General features: G+C 31.9%; 13 protein-coding genes. All 13 read right to left on the bottom strand.

What is annotated here, in order from left to right; translation table 11 throughout:
• Window positions 1-3: 3 nt before the first annotated feature.
• Window positions 4-1,140, bottom strand: a complete 1,137-nt coding sequence (gene wecB / locus Q0828_RS04405) for a UDP-N-acetylglucosamine 2-epimerase (non-hydrolyzing) (RefSeq protein ID WP_298418033.1) — start codon at window positions 1,138-1,140, stop codon at window positions 4-6.
• A gap of 10 nt (window positions 1,141-1,150) precedes the next feature.
• The gene (locus Q0828_RS04400) at window positions 1,151-2,284 is read right to left on the bottom strand and encodes an NAD-dependent epimerase/dehydratase family protein (protein WP_298418032.1); all 1,134 of its coding nucleotides are present in this window, start codon (window positions 2,282-2,284) and stop codon (window positions 1,151-1,153) included.
• Window positions 2,272-2,712 carry a dTDP-4-dehydrorhamnose 3,5-epimerase family protein gene (locus Q0828_RS04395; RefSeq protein WP_298418030.1) on the bottom strand — a complete coding sequence of 147 codons (441 nt, stop codon included), beginning with the start codon at window positions 2,710-2,712 and terminating at the stop codon, window positions 2,272-2,274. The genes Q0828_RS04400 and Q0828_RS04395 overlap by 13 nt, the downstream gene beginning before the upstream one ends.
• Before the next feature lie 6 nt (window positions 2,713-2,718).
• Entirely contained in the window at window positions 2,719-3,726 is a 1,008-nt protein-coding gene (locus tag Q0828_RS04390; RefSeq protein WP_298418028.1) for a polysaccharide biosynthesis protein, read from the bottom strand.
• A 4-nt stretch (window positions 3,727-3,730) separates the two neighbouring features.
• Window positions 3,731-4,882: a glycosyltransferase family 1 protein gene (locus Q0828_RS04385; RefSeq protein ID WP_298418026.1), complete on the bottom strand. Its 1,152-nt coding sequence runs from the start codon at window positions 4,880-4,882 to the stop codon at window positions 3,731-3,733.
• Window positions 4,860-6,656 (bottom strand): asparagine synthase (glutamine-hydrolyzing), encoded by a 1,797-nt coding sequence (gene asnB / locus Q0828_RS04380; RefSeq protein ID WP_298418024.1) that lies wholly within the window; start codon window positions 6,654-6,656, stop codon window positions 4,860-4,862. The genes Q0828_RS04385 and asnB overlap by 23 nt, the downstream gene beginning before the upstream one ends.
• Before the next feature lie 70 nt (window positions 6,657-6,726).
• Window positions 6,727-7,500, bottom strand: coding sequence for a polysaccharide deacetylase family protein (locus Q0828_RS04375; protein WP_298418022.1), 774 nt, complete (start codon window positions 7,498-7,500; stop codon window positions 6,727-6,729).
• Between the two features lie 100 nt (window positions 7,501-7,600).
• A complete protein-coding gene (locus Q0828_RS04370; RefSeq protein WP_298418020.1) occupies window positions 7,601-8,569 on the bottom strand; it encodes an SDR family oxidoreductase in 969 nt (322 codons plus the stop codon).
• Between the two features lie 15 nt (window positions 8,570-8,584).
• Complete coding sequence (locus tag Q0828_RS04365) at window positions 8,585-9,898, bottom strand: nucleotide sugar dehydrogenase (RefSeq protein WP_298418010.1); 1,314 nt, start codon at window positions 9,896-9,898, stop codon at window positions 8,585-8,587.
• A 410-nt stretch (window positions 9,899-10,308) separates the two neighbouring features.
• On the bottom strand, window positions 10,309-11,298 hold the full coding sequence (locus Q0828_RS04360) for a GNAT family N-acetyltransferase (protein WP_298418008.1): 990 nt from the start codon (window positions 11,296-11,298) through the stop codon (window positions 10,309-10,311).
• The gene (locus Q0828_RS04355) at window positions 11,295-12,479 is read right to left on the bottom strand and encodes an O-antigen ligase family protein (protein ID WP_298418006.1); all 1,185 of its coding nucleotides are present in this window, start codon (window positions 12,477-12,479) and stop codon (window positions 11,295-11,297) included. Before Q0828_RS04355 ends, Q0828_RS04360 begins: the two co-directional genes overlap by 4 nt.
• Window positions 12,466-13,809, bottom strand: coding sequence for a hypothetical protein (locus Q0828_RS04350; protein WP_298418004.1), 1,344 nt, complete (start codon window positions 13,807-13,809; stop codon window positions 12,466-12,468). Before Q0828_RS04350 ends, Q0828_RS04355 begins: the two co-directional genes overlap by 14 nt.
• Window positions 13,810-13,824: 15 nt before the next feature.
• Window positions 13,825-14,838 (bottom strand): O-antigen ligase family protein, encoded by a 1,014-nt coding sequence (locus tag Q0828_RS04345; RefSeq protein WP_298418002.1) that lies wholly within the window; start codon window positions 14,836-14,838, stop codon window positions 13,825-13,827.
• Window positions 14,839-15,054: the final 216 nt, after the last annotated feature.

Here is a 15,054-nt window from a genome sequence, read left to right as displayed (position 1 = left end):
ATACTAGTATTTAGACCATACAACTCTGTTAACGTAGTCGGTATATGATAATATGATTCTCACCATTTTTTCACTCACATTTGGCATAGAGTAGTCATATACTTCTCTAAAGTTTCTTTTTGGACTTCTTTCCTGAACACTTACTGCTGCTAATCCTTGCATGATGCGTTCTGGATTTAATCCTACCATCATTACAGATGCTTCTTCCATAGCTTCTGGACGTTCATGCGCTTCTCTAATGTTTAATGCATGAAAGTTTAAAATAGACGATTCTTCTGAAATAGTTCCTGAATCAGATAGCACTGCAAACGAATGCATTTGCAAAGCGTTGTAATCCGAAAATCCAAGTGGTTTTAAGAATTGAATGTTTTTGTGCGTTTTCATGTCTTTACTGTTCAACATGTTTCGCGTTCTTGGATGTGTAGAAACAATGATTGGATAATCGTATTTTTCCGCTATTAGATTTAAAGAATCTATCAATCCTTTAAAGTTTTTTGGATTGCTTATGTTTTCTTCTCTGTGCGATGATACCACAAAGAATTTATGTTTTTCTAATCCTAATTTGTCTAATACATCTGAAGCTTCAATTTTTGATAAGAACTTATGAAGTACTTCATACATTGGGCTTCCGGTTTTGATTACTCTATCAGGAGACAAACCTTCTCTTAATAAGTATTCGCGAGCAATGCTACTATATGTAAGATTGATATCTGATACGTGATCTACAATTTTACGGTTAGTTTCTTCTGGTACACGCTGATCAAAGCAACGGTTTCCAGCTTCCATATGGAATACAGGAATTTTACGTTTTTTGGCTGGAATAGCACATAAACAAGAGTTTGTATCTCCTAATACTAAAAATGCATCTGGATTTTCTTGCTCTAAGATTGGATCAATTTTTATAAGAATGTTTCCAACAGTTTCTGTAGCATTTTTTCCTGCAGCTTCAAGGAAATAATCAGGTTTTCTTAACCCTAAATCCTCAAAGAATATTTCATTTAACTCATAGTCATAGTTTTGCCCTGTATGAACTAAAATATGTTCTATGGCATCATTTTTATCTAATGCAATAAGTGTACACGATAATCGAATAATTTCTGGTCGTGTTCCTACAACTGTTACTACTTTTAATTTCTTCATTGTATCGTTATTATACTTTTACAAAATAGGTATCTGCATCTTCTGGATTGTATGGTTCGTTAATCCAAAATAACGTTATTAATTCGGTGTCACCAATGTTGGTGATATTGTGAGTGTACCAAATTGGCATATCTACATAAGCTGGCTCTGAACCGTCTAAAATGTATTCAAATACTTCATCTGAATCTATTTTTCTGAGTTGAATAGATGCTTTCCCGCTAATGACAGCAAAGCGTTCTACTTTTCGTGTATGATAGTGATTTCCACGTGTAATCCCAGGAACTGTTGTTGAGTAAGACGATTGCCCTGCAGAACCTGCACGCATGATTTCTACAAATGCACCACGATTGTCTGTATGTTTTGTAAATTTTCTTGGGAAATAATTTTTTGGGATAAAACTCGTAAACGTATTAAATAAATCTAATTCAAATGAATTTAAATCTACTTTAGGTACTTGTCCATTATCAACGTATTGTGTTTTGAAATCTTTTAGTAATCCTAAGATTTCTGATACTTTACGCGACGATGTATGTGGTACTGTGTATGATTGTATGTTTTCAGCATTTTCTTTTATGATTTCATCATAAAATGCTTGCGATAACTCGTTGATGTAAATTAAGTTTACTGTACTGTCGTTGATTACAGTTGGTTGTTCTCCTTGCACAATTTGATGTGAAAATGTTGCAATGAAAGAGTTATAGAATGGTTTTCCAAAAGGTCCAAAAACATTTGGAATTATTAACGACGCTACAGCTCCGTTGTATGCTGTTGCCCAGTCTTCTAATAGTTTTCTTCCATCTCTTTTGGATTGTCCGTAAAGATTGTCTCGTTCTTCTTGTGTAGATGAAGAGAAGATGATTTTTGGTACTGCTTCTGTTGTTTTACAAGCATCTATCAACTTTTGCACTAATGCTACATTCGTATCATAGATTACTTGTTGATCTTCATGTCTATTCATTGCCGCAATGTGCACAATAACATCACATGATTTTACAAATTGTTGTAAATCGTTTTCACTAGTAAAGAAATCTCTTTGAAATGCAATTCTTTCAATCTCTTCTTCTTTGGTTCCTAGAAAGTTATACAGATGGCCTCCCATGAAACCATTTTGCCCTGTAATTCCAACTTTAATTAGTTGTCCCATGTTGTCCATTTATTTTGATCAAATCGTACGGCGTCATTTTCTATTTCATTCAATCCGTAATCTGCCAGTATCATTAATTTAGAGTTTTCTTTTGTTGCTTTAAATCCGTTTACATATCCATTAGGAATGTATAACACTTGTGGCTTTTCTTCTTCAAGTTCAAAAGTGAATACTTTTAAATCACTTGATGGGTTTTCCCAATCATCAACCTGAACTAATTTTACTGTAAATGCTCCTTGCGTACAATAAAACCATCTACTTTCAATTTTATGACCTTGCCAAGCTCTTATTACATTTGTATTGTAATGTGTAGTCATGTACATTCGTTTGATGTCAGACAAATTGAAGTCGTTCATAAAATCGAGACGTCCACGTTCGTCAATATGACTTCCGCCTTGAATTAGTATGGGCTTTTGTACTGTTTGCATTTTTTATTATTGAAGATCTTCGCGAATGCTATCTAGCTTTAGTAACAATTTTTTCATTCCTTCCACGTCTAAACGCTCCGTATTATGAGAATGATAGTCCTCTACTTTATTCATATCTATTTCTCCTTCAGAGAAGAAGTTTGCATAATTTAAGTCTCTGTTATCTGCAGGAATTCTATAGTAGTCTCCCATGTCTTCTGCTTTTACCTTTTCTTCTCTAGTAAGCAGTGATTCGTATAATTTTTCTCCGTGTCTAGTTCCAATCACTATCGCCTTATTAGGACTTCCATACATTTCCAATAGTGCTTTTGCTAATGTTTCTACAGTTGCAGCAGGTGCTTTTTGCACAAACATATCTCCGGGTTCTGCATTGTTAAAAGCAAAAAGAACTAAGTCTACAGCATCTTCTAATGTCATCATGAAACGTGTCATTTTTGGATCTGTAAGTGTAAGATCTTTTCCTTGCTTTATTTGATCTACAAATAAAGGAATTACGGATCCTCTTGAAGCCATTACATTTCCATAGCGTGTTCCTGAGATTACTGTGTTTCCTGCATTTCTAGATTTAGCCACTAATACTTTTTCCATCATTGCCTTTGAGATTCCCATAGCATTGATTGGGTATACTGCTTTGTCTGTACTTAATACCACTACACTTTTTACATTGTGATTGATGGCAGCCTCTAATACATTTTCAGTTCCAAGCACATTTGTTTTTACCGCTTCTACTGGGAAAAACTCACATGATGGCACTTGTTTTAATGCTGCAGCATGATAGATATAATCCACACCTCTAACCGCTGTTTCTACAGAACGATAGTCCCTTACATCACCAATATAGAATTTAACTTTTGGATTTGCCAATCTACGTCTGAGATCGTCCTGTTTTTTTTCATCTCTTGAAAAGATTCTAATTTCTTTGATATCAGAATTTACAAAACGATTCAATACTGCGTTTCCAAAGGAACCAGTACCGCCCGTTATTAACAGAATTTTATTTTTAAAACTACTCAATGTACTATTGTTTTAGTGTTGAAATTAAACATTCGAATGTTTCTTCTGCGCATTTTACCCAGTTGTATTCCTGAGTTTTAGCAAAAGACGCTTGTGCTGAGCTATATCTTGATTCGGGAGAGTCTATAAACTTTTTTAACTTGTTGTATGCTTCTTTTTCTTCTGTCGGGTCAAAATAGAAAGGATGGCTAGTTCCTAAAAATTCTGGCATTGGGTTAAAATTAGAACACATGACAGGTAAACCTGCAGACATTGCCTCTATTAATATATTTGGCATGTTCTCACAAGTTGATGCAAATATAAACGCATCTGAGGTTTTATAAAAGTTTTCTATGGTATCATATGCAACTTTCCCATGATATTTTACAATTTTTTGGTAGCTGCTGTCAGAATTGCACTCTTCATTGAAGGCTTTTAGGCTTTTTGCATAGCTTCCACCAACTAAATCTAATTGAATTGGATAGCCTTCTTCATGTAATTTTTTCACTGCTTTTATGAGTGGAACATGATGTTTATATACTGTAATAGGAGAAATATACAGCAGCTTGAAAGGTGATTCTTTGTAGTCTGTAATCGGTTTTTGAGCTTTTGGCTTTTCAACAAATTTCTTGTTTACTCCATGATGAATGATTGGAGCATTTGAGATGTCTTTTTTTAAGAATTTCTGAGCCGTTTTTTTTGCATATTTTGAAATAAAGATGACTTGTTTAGAGTTTTCAAATGATTTTGTTTGCTCTTTTCTTAGCAACCAAAATTTAAATTTCATCCAAGAGAAACCGTATCTATCACTTTCTGTACTGTCAAAAATTAACATGTTTCTACTCATTCCAACATAAGGTCTAAAAAAACCTGTGTAGGTTCCTGGTGGTGTAAATAGTAGTGAGTTGTTATTTTTTTGCTCTTCTTTTAGAAACGATTTTAGCTTTGTTTTTTTCCACATGGTAATGTGCAATAAGCCTTTGTTGAGCCATGGATGCGATTCTTTTTTTAACCAAGGACGTTCTTGTATTTTTCCAAGCGTATTGTGATTACTAAATAACACAACCTCATCAAACGCTTGTTTTTCGTCACTAATGTTGTTTAAAATTTCTGTGATATGCGTTACACCACCACCAGATCTTAGGTTAGATCCATCAATTATTAGTCGCTTCATCATACTTTTGAGATTTTAACCATTCATAGAAAAAGTATACACGTTGATATTGCAGTTTTCTATTTTTGAGTTTGTTAAATGAAATGTTTTCAAAGTAAGCGAATACTTCTTGGTGATGCGTTTTTATGATTTTTAAAAACTGAGCATATTCATTTTCGGAAAATGCATTGTTTATGAGTTGTACTACAGGCGGTGTAAATCCTTTTTTCTTCGCGAAAAGATAGTTTAAACCAAATAGTTTAATGTATTTAAGCTTTAGGTATAGTTTTAGTGAAAATGGTGTAAATATTTTCCACAAAGATGTTTTTTGTGTTTTCTTTTTTAGCCTTTCATCCATTAACGGAGAACGTACTTCAACACTGTATGCCATAGATGCTCTGTCTACTTTTACCAAATATTTATCGGGTAAGTTGTTCAGCTTTCTATCGTACTCAATGGTAGCACGCATAAAGTTTTTGTCCGTTTTTAAGACCTCAGAGAATACCATATTTATATAGTTTTCAGAGCTTTCTGTTACACAGAAATTTAGTTTTAGATATTCTGATTCAAATGCTTCTTTTTTGCAGCTGATTATGTTTCTGATTTTGGCAGGAGCCATATTTTTGATAAACGGTAGTATGCGCTGTATTCTATTGAGTTTATACAATACATATTTTTTCCAATAGTGAGGATATCCGAAGAATAGTTCATCTCCACCATCTCCTGTAAATGCGAGTCTGTAATGTTTTCCTATTTTTTTGAATAGTGCCAATGTTGGAATTCCGCTGTAATCTGCAAAAGGTTCTTCATATGCATTGTAGTATTCTAGAAACGCTTCTTCTATATCAGCATCATCAAGGTATAATTCGTTTAGTTTTACACCGATTCGTTTGGCTATTTTTCGCGCTCCTTCTAATTCGTTTAGTTTCGGATCGTTGAACCCAACAGTAAACGCTTCTATTGTAGGATTGTGTTTTTTGGAGTAGTAGGTAACAATACTACTGTCTACTCCACTACTTAGTAGCGTACAATACGGAACATCACTGATCATTCTGTTTTTTACAGCTTCTTCAATGTGACTTTTTACAGTTCTTTTAGGATCGCTTTTTCCACTATAGCTACTAAAGTTATTGTTTTCGTAGAAGTATCCTTTTCCGGCTTCATAACTGTATTCAATAATTTCTCCCGCTCTTACTTTGTAAATATCTTTGTATATGGAATGTTTTCCTGGCACAAACCCAAGTGCAAAGTATAAAGAGATTGCTTCTTGATTTAATTGAAATTTTATCGAATGATGTATTTCTTTTATTGATTTCAGAGCAGAAGAGAAAGAGATTTCTCCGTTTTCTTTATCAAATATGTAGAGTGGTTTTTTACCAACTCTGTCTCTAGAGAATATGATTTTTTTGGTATCTTCTTCATAGACTGCCAACGCCCACATTCCTTCAAATTTATCAAAAGAAGCTTTTCCCCAAGCTAAATATGCTGCAGCAACCACTTCTGTATCACTAGAGGTTGTAAATTGAAAGTTTAGAGCTTCTAATTCTGATTTTACAGATAAGAAATTATAAATTTCTCCGTTGAATGTAAGTGTTATTTCTTTGCCTTCATGTGCATAGAAAAAAGGCTGGTTTGATCTTTCATCCAAATCAACAATTGCCAATCTAGTATGCCCAAAGTAAAAGGTATCCGTTTTTTTGGCAGATTGTATATCTGGACCTCTTCTGTCTAGTGTTTTTAATACTTTATGAAAGTCACTTTCACTAATTTCAGTATTGCTTCCTAAAATTCCACACATAATTTTTACACTAAAATTTACTCACTTTGTGAGATTCAAAATACTTCACATGTTTTTACACCGAAATACTTTATTGGTTATCGATCCAATATGAATTTTTTGTTGAACTTGTTTGCTGCGATTTTTGCATAAAATATTTTACAAAGGCTAATGGCTCTTTAAACACAACTACATCTCTCCTTACAGATAATTCATTGAGAGATATAGGTGTATCTAATGCAATATGACAACCTCTTTCTGCAGTAGCACAAGATGTATATCCATGCGCGTGTGTCATTTTTTTGTACGCTGCTTTAAAGAAATTAAATTGCCCCCTAGGGAATGCAAAATGTTTTACTTCTCCTATTTTCTCTTTTAATATTTTAGTGCTTTTTTTGAGATCTTCTTCAAATTCATCTTCATTTAAATCGCCCAATATTTGATGATCATACGAATGATTTCCTATTTCATGTCCTTCAGCTAGTAATGTACCTACATCTTCCCAAGTTAAGAAATCCGTTAAAGGAATTCCTAATCGTTCTGTACATATTTTATTCTGATAAGCAAGTTCTCTATTTTCTATCGTTGCTGGATTGATAAAGAAACAGCAACTGATATTGTACTTTTTAAATATTTTTGATGCAATCATATTACTTTTGAGTCCATCGTCACTACTAAAACAAATGTAGTAGTCATCAATATTGTCGTCTAGTAATCTTTGTATTGCTTCTGAATAGCTAATTACTTTGAAATTTTCGGCAATCCACTGAATAATTTTTTCAGCATTTTTCATTTCATCATCATAGATGTAATGAAAGTACAGAAATTGAATTCCCTTAAATTTCTTGTCTACATTTGATGACATTGATTTTAACCTCAAGACAGAGTCCCTTAGAAGTCTCCTAGCGGTTCCACCTCTCCATTTTAGGACTTTACTGTATGTCTCAGTGTATTGCATTCAAATTTTATATCAATGTTGTAATTCCTTTTTGTAAGCTCCATTCAGGTTTGTATCCAAATAGATTTCCTGCTTTAGAAATATCAGCCAAACTGTGTTTTACATCGCCAGCTCTCTCTGGACCGTAGTTTGGTTTGATTTCTATTCCTGCTCTGTCACAAATGTATTTCCATAATTCATTTAGTGTAGCCCTTTCACCAAAGGCAATATTCACTACTTCATGTTGTGTTATTTCTGGTGTATTTAGCATTGCTTTCACATTTGCTTGCACTGCATTTTCAACAAAGGTAAAGTCTCTAGACGTTTCTCCATCACCATTGATGATTGGTGTTCTTTTTTCTTGCGCTGCTTTTACAAATATTGGAATTACTGCCGCATATGGGTTGTCTGGACTTTGGTTAGGACCAAAAACATTAAAGTAACGAAGTCCTACTGTATGTAAATTATATACTTTACTATATACATCTGCATATACTTCATTTACCAATTTTGTTACCGCATACGGAGATAATGGATTTCCTTCATTCCCTTCTACTTTTGGCAATGCCTTACTATCTCCATAAGTTGAAGAACTTGCTGCATAGACCATACGTTTGATGTTTCCATTGTCCTTAACTGCCGTAAGCATATTTAAGAATCCTGAAATATTAACTGCATTGGAAGTGATAGGGTCTTTTATAGATCTTGGCACAGATCCTAAGGCAGCTTGGTGACTTACATAATCAATTCCTTCTAGCGCTTTTTTACAGGTTTCAACATCTCTGATATCTCCTTCTATAAATTCGAAGTTTGGAAGTCCTACATATTTTTCTATGTTTTCATAGTAACCATTGGATAGATTATCCAATACCCTTACTTTTTTTGCATTGTATTTTAGTAAATACTCCACAATGTTAGAACCTATAAATCCGGCTCCTCCAGTTATTAGAAAGTTATAATTACTTAAATCTTCTTTGTGAAAAGGATTCTGATACATTTAGTTTCTTTTTTATTATAATCTTGCGTCTACTTTGTCTTTTGGTAAAAAGCTTTTCACATCATATACTAATGATGTTGGCTTTTTGATTGTATTTAAGTCTAAACCTAAAAATTCTTTATGTGCCACTGCTAATATTATACCGTCGTATTTATTTTGAAGTAATACTTTTTTGTCGGTAATTAACGGAAGATCGTATTCATGCTTTACTTCTTCTGCATTTGCCCATGGATCATACACATCTACATTAGCATCGTATGTGATGAGTTCTCTATATATATCAATAGCCTTTGAGTTTCGTATATCAGGACAGTTTTCTTTAAATGTAATTCCAAGCATTAGGATTTTAGATCCTGCAATTTTCATATCTTTTTTAATCATATTTTTTATGACCTCAGTTGCTATGTAAATCCCCATGGTATCGTTTAATCTACGACCTGCTAAGATTATTTCTGGATGATAGCCTACTTCTTGTGCTTTTTGCGCTAAGTAATATGGATCAACTCCAATACAATGTCCACCAACCAATCCTGGTGTAAATGGCAAGAAATTCCATTTAGTTCTAGCAGCTTCTAACACTTCCATTGTATCAATATCCAAGCGATTGAATATTTTACTTAGTTCATTTACAAAAGCAATATTAATATCACGTTGTGAGTTTTCAATAACTTTTGCAGCTTCTGCTACTTTGATAGTAGATGCTTTAAAAGTTCCTGCTTCAATTACTGAATTATATATTCCGTCAACAACTTCTGCGATTTCTGGTGTAGAACCGCTGGTTACTTTTCGAATTTTAGTTACCGTATGCTTCTTATCTCCTGGATTGATACGTTCTGGCGAGTATCCTGCATAAAAATCTTCATTGAATTTTAAACCAGAGATTTTTTCTAAAACAGGAACGCACTCTTCTTCCGTTGCTCCAGGGTAGACTGTAGATTCATATACTACAATATCACCTTTCTTTAGCACTTGACCAACACTTTCACTTGCTTTTACAAGTGGTGTTAATACAGGTCTGTTGTGTTTGTCTGTTGGCGTTGGAACTGTAATTATAAATACGTTACAATTTGCAATTTCTTCACGTTTGTCCGTACAGTATAATCCAGTATTTTGATTTGTGTTTATGATTTCTTTTGAAACAATAACTTTTTCCAATTCTGAATTTGCTACTTCTAGCGTTTTATCATTAAAGGCATTTAGCTCTTCTATTCTTTCTTTTTGGATATCAAAACCTATTGTTTTGTATTTTTTCCCAAATTCCACAGCAAGTGGTAAACCTACATAACCTAATCCAATTACAGCAATTGAATATTCTTTTACATCTATCATAAAAGCAGTTTATTTTTGTTTTTAAATTGTGTTCTAAAAACTGTGTTTTTTACAGAGGACAAAGTAAAGAATAAATAACTTCTTTTGCTAAAAATGATTGGTATAATCTTTTGAACATAATATTTTTTTTATTATCATTTTTTTTTGAGATTAAACGAAGGCTTTTAAAGTAGATTTTAGACGTGTAATCACCTATTTAATAGGTGTTTTAAGCATTTTTCGAAAATTTCAGAACTGCTTTATTCTATCATTCTTCTCAATTTTTAATTAAAAAAATATATATCTGAGCACTTTTAAAGCTGTAATTACTGTATTTTGAATGATTTTCAGTTTCACATAAAGTATTTTACACTTCAAAAAAATATTGTATAATTACTGAATTTCAGCACTTTAATCTCTTTATTTTTTACTTAATATGTATGAAAATCTAATCCTGATAGTGCAAATTTTGGAGTTGTCCCTTCTAGTTTTTCATCTATAATTTTATAGGTGAAATTCGTTTTAGATTTTAAGTTTATAAACCCAAGAGATGTTACGTAACCATATAACGGGTGAAAAGAAGACATCGGAAAACTTATGATGTTAGCGTTCGTTTGTTTTTTAATATTTTTGATGAGTACTTTTATTTCTTTTTTAGAAATTTCACCACCTTTTTTATCAACAAATAGAATTTGCGCTTCTTTTAGTTTTCCTCTTCGTCCTATACGTGCTAATGCTGAACAGTCATTATGAGTTGTATGCGCATATTCTCCTGCTGGGTTTTCATTAAATCTCCATTCAAGGTATACTTTCGTCCAAATACCATAAATTTGATCGGTAAATATAGATTCTGACAAGTCGGTAAACTCAAATGTGTTTTTTCTTGTAGACGGATTATGCACAAATGCTTTTTTAATATCAAGCATATTTACAAGAGTAGATACTTTTAATTGAATTTTTGTAAGATAAGCTACTGGATTTTCAACTTGTGTCCAACCTCTTCTAATAAATCCTTTTAAACTACTTGTATTTGGAAAAGCCAACATTACTTGCACACCTTCTTTTTTAGCATATTCTTCTCCAAATAGAATCATTTTTTTAAAAACCCCCATTCCTTGATATTCGGGATCTACAAATGCCTCATAGGGAAGTACTGACAAGAGCTCTTGATCTTTATGTTTTCTTTTTAAAATTCCATAAAAGTTACTTCCTGCTATTTTTCTTTTTTCTTCATCATAAGCACAAGACATCAACGAAGTACCATATGGACTGTTACAAAACTTCCATAGAAACCACTCTTTACTTTCCAAGGCAGAAAGTTTATGCGCATTTTTCCTTCCTTCTAAAAAACTCAAAATATGTGCGTCATCCTTGAGTTCTTTAAAATCTCTTATTTCTATAGCTTTAGGCTGTGTGCTCATTCCGTGCTTTCTTTTAATTTATAATAATTCCCAAACATGAACATAAATAGAAAGGAGAATCTAAGATTTGTTAGTATGGTACTTGTTATTACCCAAATAGTTAAGATAAAGAACAATTTTGTAGATCTTGAAGCTCTTACAAACATTTGTAAAAAAAAGATGAGCAATGAAAAGAGTCCTAATAATCCAAAAGCATGGAGTAAATATCCTACTCCTGCATCAAATTTATATATTTTTAACCCTTCTACATGTATATCAATATCATCAATATTAAAGGTTCCGAAGATTAAGTTTAAAATGTTATTGACAAATGTATCCGCTATGTAATGCCATAGAAATATATATTTTACCGCTAAACTTCCTGGTTCATTAGCAGCAGTAGTGGAAGACAATAGGTAGAAAATTCTAGAATTGAATTTATAGCCTAAAAATATCACCAATATTAACGCTACGGATATTCCTGTGTATAGATGTTTTTTCTTGATCTTTACTTCTTTTAGGAAGAAATAGGAAATCAGTAACACGAAGATTATCATTGTAGTTCTACTTCCTGTAAGGACTATAGAACATAAGATAATTAATAATGATAGATAATGTTTTTTGACAAGCTTTTTCTTCCCTTGTAAATACACAATTAACATTAGCGTAAGCATTCTACCGCATTGGTTTGGATTTCTAAATACACCTCCAAATCTTAAATCGAAGATGGATCGGTTACCAAGTGTATCATTTTGAAGCACAATTTCTCCCCAATTTCTAAAGTTTTCAGAAGAGTAATAAGCATCTATAAAACTGGTTACAGATTGTATATTGAATATAAATGCAAGTTGCGAGAATAGTATTAAAGATACCGAAAAGACAATAAGTCTGTCTTTAAATTCATAGCCATTTATGAGTGGAAAAAATATAATGAGAATGGCAATGTTTATCATTTTCACTAAAGAACTAACATACAACCCATTACCTATTATTATGGTATACACAAAGGTAACAAACATGGAAGTTATGACTAATAATTTATATTCTCCAAATGCTTTATGTAAGCGAAGCTCATTCCTTCCCAAAAACACCGCTAGCAAAGTAAATAATATTTGAGAAACGTACAATAGTTTCCCATTAGGTAAAAATACCATTAATAGGAAAATAAGACCGAAAATACTTTTTTGATTAATTTTCAGCATTTTCTGTAGCACGATTTAATTTCTTTATTATAAAGAAAAGTTGATAGAATGTAAATAACAAATGTGTTGTCATTATGATGGAAGGAATAAGGATTAATGTTTTAATTCCCATCCCATATATTTTTACACACACATAAGACAAAGGTAAAAAAGTTATAATAGTTAGTGTAGATAATAATACCAGTATGTTTAGTTTATTTATTGCACTTAAGTAATTCCCTATTGGCCTTGATAATACAAGTGATAATACATATAATGCTGTTAGGTTATTGATATAGTTTGGAATTTCTACATCTTCGCCAATCCAAATTCTATATACAAAATGAGATAGTAGCCACATAATAAATAAACCGAATATAAATATAAGTGTAATAACAACTTTTATTTTTACAAATTTATTTAGTTTTTGAATGTTTTCTGCTACATATGTTTTTGTGATAGGCGTCCATAAGTTTTGTAATACAATGTTTAATAATACAACTATAAGGCTGTAGTATCGTAATGATATGTGATAGTTTGTTGTGAATTCAGGTGCAAACCATGTTGTTATTAAAAAAGGAATTACAGCCTGAATGAAAGCAACATTAATCTGTATTAAAAAGAACTTCCCTCCTTTTGAAAGCAATTTATTTATATATTTTTTATCAAAGTGCTTTAGTTTTGGTGTAAATTCTGGCTTTACAAAACCAAAAAACCAAACCGTAAAACCAAGAAAGATAAGGATTGGAATTAAGGAGTATACCATTCCTATAGCCCATAAATCGTTTTCTACGCCTAAGTAATTTACTGTAGCTATTGATGCTAGTATTAGAAAATTACACACTGTAGGAATTAGAAAACTAAAACTAGCCTTGTTAAACGCAAATAACACTTTTGATATGAGCTTCACTATCATCTGAAGAATGAAAAATGAAAATATAAACAGCACAAAGAGTGTATAATTGACGTTTCCTTCTACAAATAATTCATTCCAGTCTACTAAAAAGTGTAGTGGAATGTATATGAGTAATATTCCTAATAGAAAAAAAGAAATAGATATGTAAGCGGTCGTAATATTTTTTTTCGCAGATATAAAGTCGTCTTTTGCAAGATCTTTTGCAAGTTCATTTCGAAGTCCATTTCCAAAACCTCCATCAAGGAAAGATATCCAAGCTGAAATAGAGTAAATTGTAATCCAAATACCGTATTTGGTATCTCCAAGATAATTTACCAATATGGAAAGTGTAATAATAGAAAATAGAATTCCAATAACGGAATATACAGTACTTATAGCACTACTAAAGAATAGCTTGTTTAATATTGTTTTTTTTACTTGTTCTATCAGCTTCATACTTCATTCTTAATTTTATACTAACTCTTGAGCGATTACTTTTTCATCTTCTTTGAAAAGAGTAAATAAACAATAAAAAAACATGAAAAACGATATTCCCACATAAATATTAAAGACACTTTCACTTAAAAAATTGAGAAATATTAATACAATAAAGACTACTGAAATATGCTTTGTTATTGCATTTGTAGATTTTCTAATTTTCTTAATTAATAAAAAGAAGAAGCTTAGTAAAATTCCTAATCCAATGATTCCTGTTTCCAAGAAGGTTTGTAAAAAAGTGTTGTGCGCATGCAAATTTTTTAGCTGTGATCGCTCTCCAAAATCTCCTCCTTTGGGATATAACTTGTTTAGTTTTTGTTGTGCTTTTCTAATTCCTGAACCAGTTACAGGACTTTCAGATATTACCTGTACTGCCGTACTCCAAATGATAGCACGCTCGTTTAGTTTTATTAATTCTTCTTTTCGCTCTTCTGCAGATGAAGTAACTATTTTTACAATACGAGTTTTATTTACAATAACTCCTACGATTCCAATACTTGCAATAAGTATATAGAAGGTTTTTTTATTGTTTAGAAATAGTACATAAAACGCAAGTACTATAAGTGACAATACGCCCATTAAGCTAAATAACTGAATTACACCAAGCGCTAAAAGTATAGAAGTTATAATCCTAAATTTTTTACTAAACAATGTTTTATAAAAATGCATAATACCTATAGAAAACACAAAGTATAGTGCCAAAATAGAAGATTGCATGCTAAAGGAAAAGTAATTTCCTAAGAAGTAATTGGTTTGCAAGGGAAAGTATGACAACACATCTTTGTCTTGCGCAGTTTCGTGTACAAAGTTGAACGTAAACGTTGTAAAGTCAATTGCACTCCAAAAAGCGTTTATTATTGCCAAGACATATGCGATAACACTACCTACAACAAAAGCTTTTAGGATAGTTGTAATATATCTTTGATCTTTTTTTAATGTAAAGATAATTAAGGGAAATGCCGCAAAAGAGGCTTTTTGCTCAAACATATGTACCCCAAATTCAAAATTGTCTCTATAGTACGCTATTGCATACAGGAAGTAAAGTCCGAAAAAAAGAAAAAAATAAACAATATTTCTATTGTTTATTTTTTTGATATCTTTTAATGCGAATACAATATTAACAATGATTAATATAGTTGATATTTTTTGACTTATTGGCATAAAAAAAGCAAATAGTGTCAGCAGTATCAATCTGTATTTAAT

The sequence above is a fragment of the uncultured Kordia sp. genome, assembly GCF_947496985.1.
In the GTDB taxonomy this organism is placed as follows: Bacteria; Bacteroidota; Bacteroidia; order Flavobacteriales; family Flavobacteriaceae; genus Kordia.
This window is presented reverse-complemented; position numbering and strand designations above follow the sequence as displayed.